Source organism: Streptomyces yerevanensis, from assembly GCF_000716805.1.
Classification (GTDB): domain Bacteria; phylum Actinomycetota; class Actinomycetes; order Streptomycetales; family Streptomycetaceae; genus Streptomyces; species Streptomyces flaveus.
This window is the reverse complement of the sequence record NZ_JNWJ01000002.1, coordinates 22,698-36,843: the sequence shown is the minus strand read 5'-3', so window position 1 is coordinate 36,843 and position 14,146 is coordinate 22,698. Positions and strand designations below refer to the sequence as shown.

Here is a 14,146-nt window from a genome sequence, read left to right as displayed (position 1 = left end):
CGGTGTGACTGCCGAGACACCCACCGCCGCCAGCTCGGAGCGCGCTCCCCCAGAATGCGCTCGGCACTACGCCGAAGATCTGAACAACCACACTGCGCCGTACGGCGCAGTCAAAGCTGTATGCCGCCCGCTGCACCACTGCCGGGGCCACCAAGGGGGCCGGACGAGGAGGTACCCGCCTCGTGCGCGCTCGGTGGCGCGCCGAGCGTGGCCTTCGGGCCGCTCGGGCAGACGTACACTCGGCACATGAGTCGCACACGTGCCGTGAGGGACAGCCTGCAGCAGGCTGCCTGTCGGCTGTGCCCGGCTGCCATGGGATCGGCTGCCGTAGGCCCGGCGACCGCAGCTGACAATGAGGCGCCCGAGAGTGGCCGTATCGCGCTGCACGGCCACGGCTAGCGATTCTCCGCGCCCTCACCGGGGCCGGGCCCTGGCCTCGCTCGGCTCGCTGTTCTTGTAAACACACCGCAGGCAACACGGCAGGACTTCTGCTGCCGGCCTGAGCCGCCGCATCCGGTTCTGATCGGACGCGTCCGCGACACCTGCACACCCGCTCAACGGCACCACCGCAGCTTCCGGCGCACCGCCGGGCTGCCGCCTGGCGACGGCCCGACGACGGCCCGAGCCACCTTCGAAGGGATCACTGTGAAGCTGAGCGAGTTGCTGGCCGGGCAGGAGCACCACGTTCTGCAGGGTGACCCGGCGAGGACGTGGATCACTGCGGGAACCACCTTCGACGCCGACCGGGTGACGTCGGGTTCGCTGTTCATCGCCGTGCCCGGCCACCGTGAAGGCGGCCCCGACTCGGTGGCACCTGCCCTCGCGTGCGGCGCGGCGGCGGTACTCGTCGACGCCGCGACGCCGGCGACTGCGGCGTCGGTGTGGGCGTCGGCACCGGAGGTGTGCGTCGTACGAGTGCCGGACACCCGGACAGCGGCCGCGGTCGTCGCCTCCCGCTATTTCGGTGAGCCGGGGCGGCAGATGGACATGGTGGCGATCACCGGTACCAACGGCAAGACGTCGGTGTCGTACATGGTCGAGTCGGTCCTGCGGATCTCCGAGGGCGCGAAGGTGGGGGTCATCGGGACCGCCGGCAGCCGGATCGGCGACGAGCTGATCCCGATGCCGAGGTCGGTGCTGACCACGCCGGAGTCGCCGGACCTGCAGTACCTGCTGGGGTGCATGCGCGACCGCGGAGTCGGCAGCGCGGTACTGGAAGCCACGTCCATGGCGCTGCTGACACACCGGGTGGACCGTACGTTCATCGACGTCGGCGTGTTCACCAACCTGACACAGGATCACCTGGACGATCACGGAACGATGGCGAACTACCGGGACGCCAAGCTGCGTCTGTTCCAGGGCTTGTGCAGGCGCGCTGTGGTCAACGCCGACGACCCGGTGGGCGCCGGGATCCAGGCGATGATGCCGGGCGCGGTGGCCACGTACGCCCTGGACGCCGAGGCGGACTACCGCGCCACCGACCTCTCCGTGGACGCGTCTGGCACGCGTTTCATCCTGCACCACGACGGCCGCAAGTATCCGGCGGCGATCCCCGTCCCGGGCCGCTTCTCGGTGGCCAACGCGCTGGCCACCGTGGCAGCCTGCCACCTTCTGGGCCACGATCTGGGCGGGCTGGTCGCCGCCCTCGACCGGATGCCTGCGATCCCGGGTCGGTTCGAGCGCTTCCAGACGCCGAGCGGCACGTCGGTGATCGTGGACTACGCCCACTCACCGGACTCCCTGGACAAGGTCCTGACCACCATCCGCGACTTCGCACGCGGCCAGGTCATCACCGTCTTCGGCTGCGGCGGGGACCGGGACACCACCAAGCGGACGGACATGGGCAGGATCGCCGGAACCCACTCCGACCTGTGCGTCCTCACCTCGGACAACCCCCGCAACGAAGACCCCCAGGCCATCCTGGACCAGATCGCGCCCGGCATCGCGGGGACCGGCACACCGTTCGAACGGTTCACCGACCGCCGTCAGGCTGTCGCCTTCGCTCTCTCCGCCGCGGGCCCGGACGACATCGTCCTGATCGCCGGCAAGGGCAGCGAGCCCCATCAGATCATCGGCGACAAACTGCTCCCCTTCAGCGATATGGCAACCGTGCTCGAACTCACCCGGGTATAGCGGGCCCTGCCGCCTCAAACGCGGACCGCCCGCGCCGTCCTCGGCCCGAAAGCGCACTCGCCGGTCCCTACTGCCCCTACCGCGGAAGTGCACCGATTCGGTGGTCAGATCGCTGTCCTCCAGCATCAGCTTGCCGAAGACAGGCGCGCCCCTGAAATGCGGTACAGCCGGATGATCGCCTGCGTCCCACAGCTGCACGAACTCCCTGTCCTTGCAGGTACCGAGGACCTTCGACGTCGCCTCGTCACGGTGACCGGGATACCGGGGATACCGGGGATACCGGGATCAGTTTCTGCGGCATCTTCGGCGTCAGCGTTCCTGGGAGTGGTGGGGTTTGTGGGACCGCGGCGGGGCGTCCTGATGTAGGCGGCCATCAGCGGGATCTTCGGTGTGTACGGCCAAGCACGCACTGAAGAAAGAGGTTCCACCGATGGCCTTGTCCCAGTCTGCCCTGACCGAGCTGCTCGAGGCGTTCCGTGCCGGTGACGGCGTGGACCTGATCCGCGAGTCGGTCCGTGTGGCGTTGCAGGAGTTGATCGAAGCCGAAGCGATCGAGCGGATCGGCGCCGCACCGTGTGAGCGCACCGAGTTCCGGGTGCCCGAACGCAATGGCCACCGCACGAGGTCGTTGTCGGCCAAGGCCGGCGATGTCGACCTGCGGATACCCAAGCTGCAAAAGGGCTCGTTCTTCCCGTTCTCCTCGAGCCCCGCCGTTGCATCGACCAGGCCCTGTTGTACGCGGTGGTGATGGAGGCCTACGTCCCCGGTGTCTCCACCAGAGCGGTCGACGATCAATCCGGGTGATGGTGTGCAGTGCGATGTGCTGGGCCGCGGACCGCAGAGCGCTGGACATGATCCCAGCGTCCCTAGGCGGATCCGAACGGCACAGACTCGTCCGCTCCCGGCCGCGGCGCGCGGTCACCATGGTGGAGGTTCAGGTCTCTTCGTCGTCCATGAGCGCGAGCAGCGGCCCCTTTTCGTTCTCGGGGACGTAGCCGGCGTAGTAGTCGTAAAGGTCGCGCCGCGAGATGCGTGCTGCCGCCAGCCCGTCCTGTGCCCGGATCGCCTCGAGCACCTCTCTGTGGTGGTGGAGCGACTCCCGCATGAGCGCTGTGCTGTGGGCTGCGTGGGCGAGCTTGTCCGAGATCAACGAGAGGACAGCACCCCGGACCACCAGGTTGCAGACCTCGATGAGGGAGTTGCGGCTGGCCTGGGCCACCACCTCATGGAATGCGACGTCCGCCTTGCTGAACTCCTCGTACCCTTCCTCGATCGCGTCCGACATGACGGCAAGCGTCCGTTCCATGGCAGACAGCTCCTCCTCGGACCGCAGCCGAGCCGCCAGCAGGCTCGCCGACCCGTCGAGGATCATGCGGAACGAGATCAACTCGGCCATCGACACGTTGTCGAACTGGACGAGCCGGGTCATCTCCTTGGCCAGGCCGGCCGACGAGAACGGCAGAATCTCCGGGCCTTTCGGGTCACCCTGGCGCGAGCGGACGAGGCCGTTGCTCTCCAGCACACGCAGGGCCTCCCGCACTGTGGGCCGGCTCGCCCCGAACTGCGCCACCAACTCCCGCTCGCTCGGCAGTCGTTGACCGGGCTTCAGGTCACCTCGCGCGATCGCCTGCTCGATCTGCTCGACGATGCGCTGGTAGAGCCGTACCGGCGGCGATACCTGCCGGAACTGTGCCCCGTCGCTCACGGCTTCTCCCCTTCGAGCGTGGTCCATGTCGTCTTCTCCCCGGTGGGCGCCCCGGGGGCGCTGTCCGGCCAGTGCGGGACCGCCTCGGCAGGCCGGTTCCGTTCGTACCACGCCGCCGCCCTCAGGACGCCGAGATCGTCGAAGCGGCGGCCCGCGATCTGTACCCCGATGGGCCGACGGTCCGCCGTAAAGCCGCAGTTGACGGTCGCCGCAGGCTGCCCCGACATGTTGTACGGCGCGGTGAAGCCGATGTGGGACATGGTCTTCCCGTCCTCCGTGAACGGCATCGGCTGCTCAGCGGGAAACGCCGCCACCGGGGCTACCGGCGAGAGCACCAGATCGTACGGGACCGTCGCCGCCACGGTCTGCGCCTGGATGCGCATGATCTGCTGGTGGCACCGGAGTACTTTCGTGCCCGGCACGTCCGCGCCTCCCTGACACCATCGGATGATGTGGGGGTGGACGCGAAGCGCGGCCTCGGGCGCCAGTTCGCGGAAGTCGTTCCAGGACCGCACCCGCCAGAACAGATCCAGGTCGTCCAGGAGTTCTTGGCTCATGAACGGCTCGACCGGCTCCACGACGGCTCCCGCCGCCTCGAAGACCGCGGCGGCGCGGTTCACCGCGGCGAGGATCTCGGCGTCGCACGGCTCCCCGCAGCCGGCGTCCAGGTGCACCCCCACCCGCAGTCCGCGTACATCGCCGTCCAGCGCCGACCAGTCGATGTCCTGCGGCGGCAGGCTTGACCAGTCCCGGGCATCCGGTCGGCTCAGAACACGCATGAACAGGGCCGCGTCCGCCACGGTGCGCGTCATGGGGCCGGCGGCGCGCCCCTGGTACGGGGTGTCCAGCGGGATCCTCCCGTAGCTGGGCTTGAGCGTGGCGAGGCCCAGCCAGGTGCCCGGCAGCCGGATCGATCCCCCGATGTCGGTGCCGACGTGGAGCGGACCGTATCCCCCGGCGGCCGCGGCCCCCGCACCGGAGCTGGAACCACCCGTGGTCCAGGCAGGGTTCCAGGGGCTGCGCGAAATGCCGTGCCGGCTGGAGACACCCGAGGAGAGCATGCCCCAGTCCGGCATCACGGTCGACCCGAGGATCACCCCGCCGGATTCGAGGACGCGCGCGGTGATGGGCGCGTCCGCCTCGGGGACGACCGGCTCGATCCCCGCGTTGCCCGAGGGCATGGGGACGCCCCTGCGGGCGACGTTCTCCTTCAGCGTCACGGGCACGCCGTCGATGAGCCCGAGCGGTTCCCCCGCCGCCCATCGGGCCTCGCTGGCCAGGGCTGCCTTGCGGGACTCGTCCGGATCCTGCACCCAGAACGCGTTGAGCACCCTCTCGCGCGCCTCGATCACCGACTGGACGGCGTCGTGGACCTGCACCGGCGACAACGTGCGGTCAGCGAATCCTGCCACCATCTCGACGGCCGGCATGGCGGCCAGGTCCTGTTCCGTGAGCACCCGCACCCTCCTTCGTTCACTGCTTCTGGGACATGCGAGCCCTTGACAAGAACAGTTTCAGTCGTCCACGGTACCTGACAAGTGAGCTTACTGGTCAGGCCAGTTGCAAGCGAAAGGTGGCGTCCAGGATGCGGGACACCAAGGTCGTGCGGCTTGCCGTCATTCCGGGCGACGGAATCGGTCCTGAGGTCGTCGCGGCAACCATTCCCGCACTTCACGCCGCGCTGGAGGCCGACGGCCACCGGCTCGACGTGATCCAGTTCGACTGGGGAGGTGAGCGGTTCCTCCGGCAGGGCGCGGCGATGCCGGCTGATGCGGCCGACCTCGTCAAGAAAACGGACGCCGTGTTATTCGGTGCCGTCGGACGTCCCGATGTGCCCGAGCACGAACTGGTCTGGGGCCTGATCATCGGCCTGCGACAGCAACTCGACCTCGCCGTGAACCTCCGCCCGGTGCGCGCGTTCCCCGGAGTTCCCACCAAGGTGCGCGACACCGACGGCGTGGACCTGGTGATCGTTCGCGAGAACACCGAGGGCGAGTACGTCGGCGTCGGCGGGGTGGCGCATGCCGGCAGCGGACACGATCTCGGCATCGAGGTCGCCGTGCACTCCCGTCGCGTCATCGAGCGGGCGGCGCACCAGGCCTTCGCCCTGGCCGGCCGGCGGTCGGGGCATCTGTGCCTGGTGACCAAGTCCAACGCGATGCGATACGGCTATCCGCTGTGGGACCGGGTGGTGCGTGAGGTGGGCGAGAACTACCCGGAGGTCCGGCTGGAAACCGTGCTGGTCGACGCCATGGCCGCCCGCATGATCCAGGCTCCGCGATCCCTTGACGTCCTGCTCACCAGCAACCTGTTCGGCGACATCCTGTCCGATCTCGCCGCGGTACTCGTCGGCGGTATGGGCATGGCGCCCAGCGCCAACGTCCTTCCGGGCGGGGACGTTCCGGGTATCTACGAACCCGTCCACGGCTCCGCACCCGACATCGTCGGAAAGGGCGTGGCGAATCCGGTGGCTTGCATGCTCTCCGGTGCGCTGCTGCTCGACGACCTCGGACACACCGGCGCGGCGCGCCGCATCCGCGACGCGGTGGCGGGCACCTTGCGAGATTCCAGGCACCACACGGCCGACCTCGGCGGCAACGCCACCACAGCGGAGGTGGCATCCGCCGTCCTGCACGCGATGGAAAGCCAGGGGTAGAACAGATGAGACACGACAGGCGGCTGACGCGGCACATCCGGACGGTCGCAGCCACGCTCGCATGCCTGCTGCTGGCAGCCTGCTCGGCCGGGTCCTTGGCGACCGGCAGCGCCGCGAATGCCGGCAACACCCTGACGATCGGCCTCGCCGCCGAGCCGGCCAACCTCGACTTCACCAAGACCGAAGGTGCCGCCATTCCGCAGGCACTGCTCTACAACGTCTACGAGAACCTGGTGAAGCTGGACCAGTCCGCGAAGATACGGCCCGGTCTGGCCAGGTCGTGGAGCCTGTCCAAGGACCGCAAGACGTACACGTTCGAGTTGGTGAAGGACGCCAGATTCAGCAATGGCGCACCCTTCACGGCCGAGGACGCCAAGTTCTCCATCGAACGCGTCACGTCCGACTGGACGCTGGTGCAGAAGTCCCAGATGGACGTCGTCGACAGGGTGCAGGCGGTGTCGCCCACCGAACTGAAGGTCACTCTGAAAAGGCCGAGCAACGACTGGCTGTACCGGATGACCACCCGCGTCGGCGCGATGTTCAGCCGGACCGGCGTGAGCAAGCTGGCCACCGAGCCGGTCGGCACCGGCCCGTACGTGGTGAAGAGGTGGAACCGCGGCGACTCGATCACGCTGGCCCGTCGTGATGGCTACTGGGGGCGCGAACCGCACTTCGCGTCGGTCGTCCTCAAGTACTTCAAGGATCCGACGGCCATGAACAACGCGCTTCTCACGGGCACCATCAACGTGATCGGCACGATGCAGACCCCGGATGCCCTGTACCGGTTCGAGAACAACCCGAAGTACAAGGTCATCGAGGGCACGACCAACGGCGAGGTGGTCCTCTCCCTCAACAACGGCTCGGGACCGCTGCGGAATCCGAAGGCCCGCCAGGCAGTCCGCTACGCCATCGATCACAAAGCCCTGGTGGACACCTGCTGGGGAGGCCGCGGCAAGCTCATCGGCAGCATGGTCCCTCCGACCGACCCGTGGTACCAGGACCTCACGAACGAGTATCCGTACGACCGCGACAAGGCCAGAAAGCTCCTCGAGGAGTCCGGCCAAGCCGGCCGTACGCTGCGGCTGCGGCTCCCGACGCTGCCGTATGCCACCGCGTGCGGCACCGTGGTCAAGAGCCAGCTGGAACAGGCCGGGTTCAAGGTGAAGCTCGATCAGTTGGAGTTCCCCGCCGCCTGGTTGACCACCGTGTTCAAGAACGCCGACTACGACATGTCCATCATCGGCCATGTGGAGCCCCGCGACATGCAGACGGTGTTCGGCAACAAGACCTCCTACATCCGCTACGACAACCCTGAGTTCCGCGCGTTGCTGATGAAGGCGGACCAGGGCACGCCGGAGGAGCAGATCACCTCCCTGCGGGCGGCTGCCCGGCTGCTGTCCGAGGACGCCGCGGCCGACTGGCTGTTCCTGCTGCCGAACCTGATGGTGGCGGACAAGGACATCACCGGCCTGCCCGTGAACAACGTCTCCGAGTCACTGGATCTCACCGGCCTGGGCCGGTCATGAAAGGCGGCGTCAACCCATGATCGTCCGTCTGGTACAGCGGATCGCCATCCTCCTGGCCAGCCTTGTCGTGAGCTCCGTGCTGGTGTTCGCCTTCATGGCGGTGCTGCCGGGGGATCCGGCCCGCGTCGTCCTCGGCACCAGCGCGTCGGACGCGGCGGTGGCGCAACTGCGCGGGGAATTCGGGCTCGACCGGCCGCTCGTGGACCAGTACCTCAGCTGGGTTCACGGACTGGTGACCTTCGACCCGGGGAACTCCTACATCTCACAGGCGCCGATCGGCCCGCAGATCGCCGACCGTCTCCAGGTCACCCTGTGGCTCGTCGGCACGGGGATGGTGGTCGCCTGCATCCTGGCGATCCCTCTGGGCATCCTCATGGCTGTGCGGCACCGCAGGCCGTCCGGGCTCATTCTGTCGGCCCTGTCCCAAGTCGGCGTGGCGGTCCCGGCCTTCCTCGCGGGCATCCTCATGATCACCGTGTTCGCGGTGGAGTTCGGGTGGCTGCCGGCGAACGGCTGGACACCTCCGGTGGAGGATCCGGTCCTGTTCCTCAAACAGCTGGTGCTGCCCGCACTGTCCCTCGGAGTCGTGCAGGGGGCAGTGCTCACCCGCTATGTCCGCAGCGCCGTGCTCGACGTCCTCCGGGAGGACTATCTGCGCACCGCTCGCGCCAAAGGCCTGCGCCCGACGCAGGCGCTGCTGCGGCACGGCCTGCGGAACGCGGCGGTGCCCGTGGTCACCGTCCTGGCGTTGCAACTCGCCACGCTGCTGGTGGGTTCCGTCGTCATCGAACGGGTCTTCGTCATCCCCGGGCTCGGCAGCCTGCTGCTGGACAGCGTCTCCAACCGGGACCTCGTCGTGGTGCAGGACGTGGTCATGATCATCGCAATGGCGGTGCTGCTCGTGAACTTCCTGGTGGACATCGTCTATCTGCTGATCGACCCGCGGCTGAGGGTGGGTGCGTCATGAGTGCTCTGGACAATGCTCTGGACACGGAAGCCGCTGCCGCGCCGGCGGTACCCGAGGGCCGTCGGCGGCGCCGCCCGATGCCGGGCAGCCTCCTGGTGGGCGGTCTCATCGTCTCGGTCGTATTCGGCATGGCGCTGCTGTCCTTCGTGTGGACCCCGCACGACCCAACCCTTGTGGATCCCTCGGTGCGGCTGCAGAAGCCGTCGCTGGAGTACTGGTTCGGCACGGACAAGTTCGGCCGCGACGTGTTCAGCCAGATCCTGATGGGCTCGCGCACCACGCTGTTCGTCGGCTTCGTGGCGGTGGGAGTCGCCGCCCTGGTCGGAGTGCCCCTCGGCATCGTCGCCGGAATGGCACCCCGCTGGTTCGGCGAGTTGGTGATGCGCGGCAACGACCTCGTTCTCGCCTTCCCGGCGCTCCTGTTGACCATCATGTTCTCCGCCGTGTACGGCGCGAGCACGCTGGTCGCCATGGTCGCCATCGGTATCGCGTCCATCCCCGGTTTCGCCCGGCTGATCCGCGGCGGCACCCTGCAGGTCATGAAGACCGAGTACGTCCTCGCCGCGCGCGCGGCGGGTCGAGGGCCGTTCTCGATCGGTCTGCGGCATGTCCTGCCCAACGTCAGCAGTCTCGTCATCGTGCAGGCGTCGGTCGGTTTCGCCATCGCCGTACTCGCCGAAGCCGCGCTGTCGTTCCTGGGCTTCGGAACCCCGCCCCCCACACCGTCCTGGGGCCGGATGCTGCAGGAGAGCCAGGAGATGCTGTCGATCGCCCCCCGGCTCGCGGTGTTTCCGGGCATCGCCATCGCGGTGGTGGTGCTCGGTTTCAACCTGCTCGGTGACGGCCTGCGCGACCGTTTCGACCCCAAGTTGGAGGACCGCCGATGACCCCGGCACCTGACACGGCACCGGCCTCCGGGCCGGGCTCCCCCGGCTCCCCCGACGACGTGTTGGCCGTGCGGAACCTGGACGTCGCGGTGGGCGGCCGCAAGCTGGTCGAAGATGTCGACTTCACCATCCGGGCCGGCGAACGGGTCGGCCTGATCGGTGAGTCGGGGTCGGGGAAGTCGCTGACCGCGCTGAGCGTCATGGGCCTGCTCCCGGAGGGGCTCCGGGCCACTGGATCGGTGCGGCTCGCCGGAGTCGACCACGACCTGGTGGGTGCCGACGAGGCGCGGATGTCCCGGGTACGGGGCAAGGAGATCGCCATGGTCTTCCAGGAGCCCATGACCGCTCTCAACCCCACCATGAAGGTCGGACGGCAGATCGCCGAGGTGCTGCTGGTCCACCGGACCAGGCCCGACCGCGCGTCCGCCCGAGCCGCCGCCGTGGAACTGCTCGCCCAGGTGGGGCTTCCCGATCCCGCGGCCGCCGCGGACGCCTACCCGCACCAGTTCTCCGGAGGCCAGCGGCAGCGGGTGGTGCTGGCCATCGCCCTCGCGAACGACCCCGCGCTCCTGGTCTGCGACGAACCCACCACCGCGCTCGACGTCACGGTGCAGGCGCGGGTGCTCGACCTGATCGTGCGAGGCGTCCAGGACCGCAGGTCGGCCATGCTCTTCATCACCCACGACCTGGCCGTGGTGGCCACCGCCTGCGAGCGGGTCATGGTCATGTACGGCGGGCGGGTGGTCGAGTCCGGCCCGGTCCGGGAGGTGTTCACGCGCCCCCGGCACCGCTACACCCAGGGCCTGATCGGCGCGTCGGACCTGACCGTGGTCGACGACCGCGGTCGGCTTGTCACGATCGGCGGGTCGGTTCCGCCGGCGGGCCAGTTCCCTGCCGGATGCGTCTTCAGAAACAGATGCGCTCAGGCGACCGAGGTGTGCGCCACCAGGCCGGAATGGAGCCCGACCGGGCCGGACTCCGGCTATGCCTGCTTCCACCCGGTATCCGAGAGCGGCGCACGCGGGACCGGCACACCCACGAACCAGGAGGCCGGCCGTGGCTGAGCAGCCGACCAGCGCCACCCTCGCACCCGGGTCGGGGACCGGCCCCGCGGACGCCATCAGCGTCCGCGACGTCACGCGCGACTACCGACGGCCTCGTACCTCGCTGCGCCACCCCAGCCCGCCGGTGCACGCCCTGCGCGGCGTCAGTTTCGCCATCCCCCAGGGGCAACGCTTCGGCATCGTGGGCGAGTCGGGGTGCGGCAAGTCGACCCTGCTGCGGATTCTGGCCGGGCTCGACCGCCCCACCAGCGGCAGCGTCGCGATCGACGGCCGGGACATCACCGGGCTCCGGGAGAGACAGCTCCGGTTCGTCCGCGAGCGGCTCCAACTCGTGTTCCAGGACCCGATGAGTTCGCTGGACCCGCGCATGCGCGTCGGCGACATCGTGGCCGAGCCACTCGTCGCGCAGGGGCACCCCAACCGCAAGGAGCGGGTGGCCGAATTGCTCGAGGCCGTCGGCCTGCGAGCCGACGCGGCGGACCGGTATCCGCACCAGTTCTCCGGCGGCCAGCGGCAGCGCATCTCGATCGCCCGCGCTCTCGCCCCCCGCCCGAAGATCATCGTGGCCGACGAGCCGGTCAGCGCCCTGGACGTGTCCGTACGGGCCCAAGTGCTCAACCTCATCGCCGACCTCGTCGACGAGTTGTCCCTCACCCTGGTCTTCGTCTCCCACGACCTGTCCGTGGTCCGTCATGTGTGCGACCGGGTCGCGGTCATGCACGACGGGCAGATCGTGGAGACCGGGCCCACGGAGCAGGTGTACGAGGAACCGCAACATTCCTACACACGCAGTCTGATCGCCGCCGTTCCGACTCTGAGCAAGGCACTGTCCGGAGTGTCGGCGGCCGACCTCAACCGGGAGTACCGACCTTGACCACCCATGTCGAACACGCCGGCGGCGACAGCCCCGTGGGGAGGGAGTTTCCCGAGGGTCTTCCCCTCGGCGACAACTGGGTGGAGGCACCCGCCACCGAAGACGTCCGCTTCCCCTACGACGGGACGCTCGTCGCGCGGGCACCGGTCGGGGACACCGGCCTCGCACGCCACGCGGTGGACGCGGCCGTCGCGGTCCGCGAGCGGGTCGGCCGACTCCCCTCGCACACACGCAGGGCGGCGCTGCTCGCGACGCACGAGGCGATCGCCTCCCGACGCGCGGACTTCGAGCGGCTCCTGGTCCTGGAGACCGGCAAGCCGCTGGTCGACTGCCGTGTCGAGGTGGATCGCACCCTGCTGACACTGCTGACGGCGGCCGAGGAAGTGGCCCGGCTGCACGGGGAGACGGTGCCGCTGGACCTGCTGCCGTCGGGTGAGGGTCTGCTCGGCTTCTGGACCCGCAAGCCGATCGGCGTGGTGGTGGGCATCTCGGGCTTCAACTACCCGCTGCTGCTCGCCGCGCACAAGATCGCGCCGGCGCTGGCCGCCGGCTGCCCGGTCATCGCCAAGCCCGCCCCGCAGACGCCACTGGCGACCCTGTGGCTGGTGCACCTCCTCCGCGAGGCCCTTCGCGCCGGCGGCGCGCCGCAGGCCGCGGTGCAGCTGGTGACCGGGGGCCCCGAGGTGGGCGCCGCGCTGACCACCGACCGCCGGATCGGGGCGGTGTCCTTCACCGGTTCCGCCGCCGTGGGCCACCGGATCGCCCGGGACGCGGCACCCACCAAGGTGCTGCTCGAACTCGGCTCCAACGCCGCCTTGGTGGTGGCCGCCGACGCCGACCTCGACGCCGCCGCCGACGCGGTGGTGCGCGGCGGGTACTACGCATCGGGCCAGGCGTGCATCAGCGTGCAGCGGGTCATCGTGGTGGACGCCGTGCGCAAGGAGTTCGTGGACCGCTTGACGGAGCGAGTGGCCCAGGTGGTCGTGGGCGATCCCCGCGATCCGGCGACGAGAGTCTCGGCACTCATCGACAAGCGGTCGACCGAGCGTGTGTGCGCGTGGCTGGAAGAGGCGGTGGAGGCGGGGGCGTCGCTGGCGGCCGGAGGCAAGGTCACCGGCGGAGTGATCGAGCCGACCGTGCTGCTCGACGTTGACCGCGCCCTCGACGTCTGGGACGAGGAGGTCTTCGGCCCTGTGGTCGCGGTACGGTCCGTCCCCGATCTGGAAACGGCCTTCGACCTGGTCAACGACTCGCGCTACGGACTGCACGCGAGCGTCTACACCAGCGCCCTTGACACGGCGTTCGCCGCTCTCGACCGCCTGGAGGTGGGCGGAGTGGTCGTCAATGAGGTTCCCGGCTTCCGTTCCGACGTCATGCCGTACGGCGGCGTGAAGGACTCCGGGGCCGGAAGGGAGGGCCCGAGGTTCGCCATCGAAGAACTCACCGTAACCCGTATGGCAGTGATCCGTCCGACGACAACGAAGCCGTGAGGACCATGCAAGCAAAGGACCGCACCGATGCGGTGGACAACACCGATGCGGTGGAGGCTTACTCCCGCCTGTTCAGGCTCGACGGCCGCAGGACTGTCGTGGTGGGCGCGGGCAGCGGAATCGGCCGCGAGAGCGCCCTGGCCCTCGCCGCGCACGGCGCCACGGTGGTGTGCGCCGACCTCGACCTGACGGCGGCCAAGGCGTCGGCGTCGATGGGGCCGGGCCTTTCGGCGTACGCCCTCGACGTGCTCGACGGCGAGGCGGTCGCGCGTGCCGCCGAGGAGCTCGGACCCGTCGACGTGCTCGTCTTCACCACAGCGACGAACGTGCGCAAGCGCCTGCTCGACTACACGGCGGAGGAATTCGAGCGGGTCGTGGCGCTCAATCTGCGCGCGTCCTTCGATCTGGTACGGGCGTTCGGCCGTGACATGGCTGAACGCGGCCGCGGAAGCATCATCGGCTTCAGCTCGATTCGCGCGGTGGCCGTCGAGCCGGGACAGGGTGTGTACGCGGCCACGAAGGCCGGCCTCGTCCAGCTGATGCGGACCGCGGCGGCCGAGCTGGGTCCGTCGGGCGTGCGGGTGAACGCCATCGCCCCGGGCATGGTGGACACGCCGCTGACCGCGCAGATCAGGGCTGTGCCGGAATGGTCGGAGGCCTATGCGGCCAAGACCGCCCTGGGCCGCTGGTCCCGGGCCGGTGAGCTGGCCGGCGCCGTCGTCTACCTCGCCTCGGACGCGTCTTCCTTCGTCACGGGGAGCCAGCTTTTCGTGGACGGAGGCTGGACAGCGATCGACGGACGCTATACGCCGCCGAACTGACGGGACGTCGGGCGGGCCCGCTC

The 14,146-nt window shown here is 69.3% G+C and carries 11 protein-coding genes and 1 pseudogene; 10 read left to right on the top strand and 2 right to left on the bottom strand.

Annotated elements, in window-relative coordinates:
• Positions 1-645 precede the first annotated feature (645 nt).
• Positions 646-2,133 (top strand): UDP-N-acetylmuramoyl-L-alanyl-D-glutamate--2,6-diaminopimelate ligase, encoded by a 1,488-nt coding sequence (locus tag OP79_RS02175; protein ID WP_033318170.1) that lies wholly within the window; start codon positions 646-648, stop codon positions 2,131-2,133.
• Positions 2,134-2,563: 430 nt separating this feature from the next.
• Positions 2,564-2,925, top strand: a pseudogene (locus tag OP79_RS02170) (transposase); the annotation flags it as partial.
• 142 nt (positions 2,926-3,067) lie between these two features.
• On the opposite strand, the gene OP79_RS02165 reads toward OP79_RS02170, so the two are convergent.
• Both OP79_RS02165 and OP79_RS02160 read right to left on the bottom strand, forming a co-directional pair.
• Positions 3,068-3,838 (bottom strand): FadR/GntR family transcriptional regulator, encoded by a 771-nt coding sequence (locus tag OP79_RS02165; protein ID WP_033318168.1) that lies wholly within the window; start codon positions 3,836-3,838, stop codon positions 3,068-3,070.
• Positions 3,835-5,295 (bottom strand): amidase, encoded by a 1,461-nt coding sequence (locus OP79_RS02160; protein WP_063741855.1) that lies wholly within the window; start codon positions 5,293-5,295, stop codon positions 3,835-3,837. Before OP79_RS02160 ends, OP79_RS02165 begins: the two co-directional genes overlap by 4 nt.
• Before the next feature lie 128 nt (positions 5,296-5,423).
• Here OP79_RS02160 and OP79_RS02155 point away from each other — a divergent pair, with 128 nt between their 5' ends.
• The 8 genes from OP79_RS02155 to OP79_RS02120 are packed head-to-tail and all read left to right on the top strand — an operon-like array spanning position 5,424 to position 14,123.
• A complete protein-coding gene (locus OP79_RS02155; protein WP_033318167.1) occupies positions 5,424-6,494 on the top strand; it encodes an isocitrate/isopropylmalate dehydrogenase family protein in 1,071 nt (356 codons plus the stop codon).
• 5 nt (positions 6,495-6,499) lie between these two features.
• Positions 6,500-8,020: an ABC transporter substrate-binding protein gene (locus tag OP79_RS02150; protein WP_033318166.1), complete on the top strand. Its 1,521-nt coding sequence runs from the start codon at positions 6,500-6,502 to the stop codon at positions 8,018-8,020.
• A gap of 16 nt (positions 8,021-8,036) precedes the next feature.
• Positions 8,037-8,987 carry an ABC transporter permease gene (locus tag OP79_RS02145; RefSeq protein WP_033318165.1) on the top strand — a complete coding sequence of 317 codons (951 nt, stop codon included), beginning with the start codon at positions 8,037-8,039 and terminating at the stop codon, positions 8,985-8,987.
• A complete protein-coding gene (locus tag OP79_RS02140; protein ID WP_211270719.1) occupies positions 8,984-9,874 on the top strand; it encodes an ABC transporter permease in 891 nt (296 codons plus the stop codon). Before OP79_RS02145 ends, OP79_RS02140 begins: the two co-directional genes overlap by 4 nt.
• Entirely contained in the window at positions 9,871-10,938 is a 1,068-nt protein-coding gene (locus tag OP79_RS02135; protein ID WP_033318164.1) for an ABC transporter ATP-binding protein, read from the top strand. Before OP79_RS02140 ends, OP79_RS02135 begins: the two co-directional genes overlap by 4 nt.
• Positions 10,931-11,812 carry an ATP-binding cassette domain-containing protein gene (locus OP79_RS02130; RefSeq protein ID WP_033318163.1) on the top strand — a complete coding sequence of 294 codons (882 nt, stop codon included), beginning with the start codon at positions 10,931-10,933 and terminating at the stop codon, positions 11,810-11,812. Before OP79_RS02135 ends, OP79_RS02130 begins: the two co-directional genes overlap by 8 nt.
• Positions 11,809-13,302, top strand: a complete 1,494-nt coding sequence (locus OP79_RS02125) for an aldehyde dehydrogenase family protein (RefSeq protein ID WP_078491565.1) — start codon at positions 11,809-11,811, stop codon at positions 13,300-13,302. Before OP79_RS02130 ends, OP79_RS02125 begins: the two co-directional genes overlap by 4 nt.
• 5 nt (positions 13,303-13,307) lie before the next feature.
• Complete coding sequence (locus tag OP79_RS02120) at positions 13,308-14,123, top strand: SDR family NAD(P)-dependent oxidoreductase (RefSeq protein WP_051744341.1); 816 nt, start codon at positions 13,308-13,310, stop codon at positions 14,121-14,123.
• Positions 14,124-14,146: the final 23 nt, after the last annotated feature.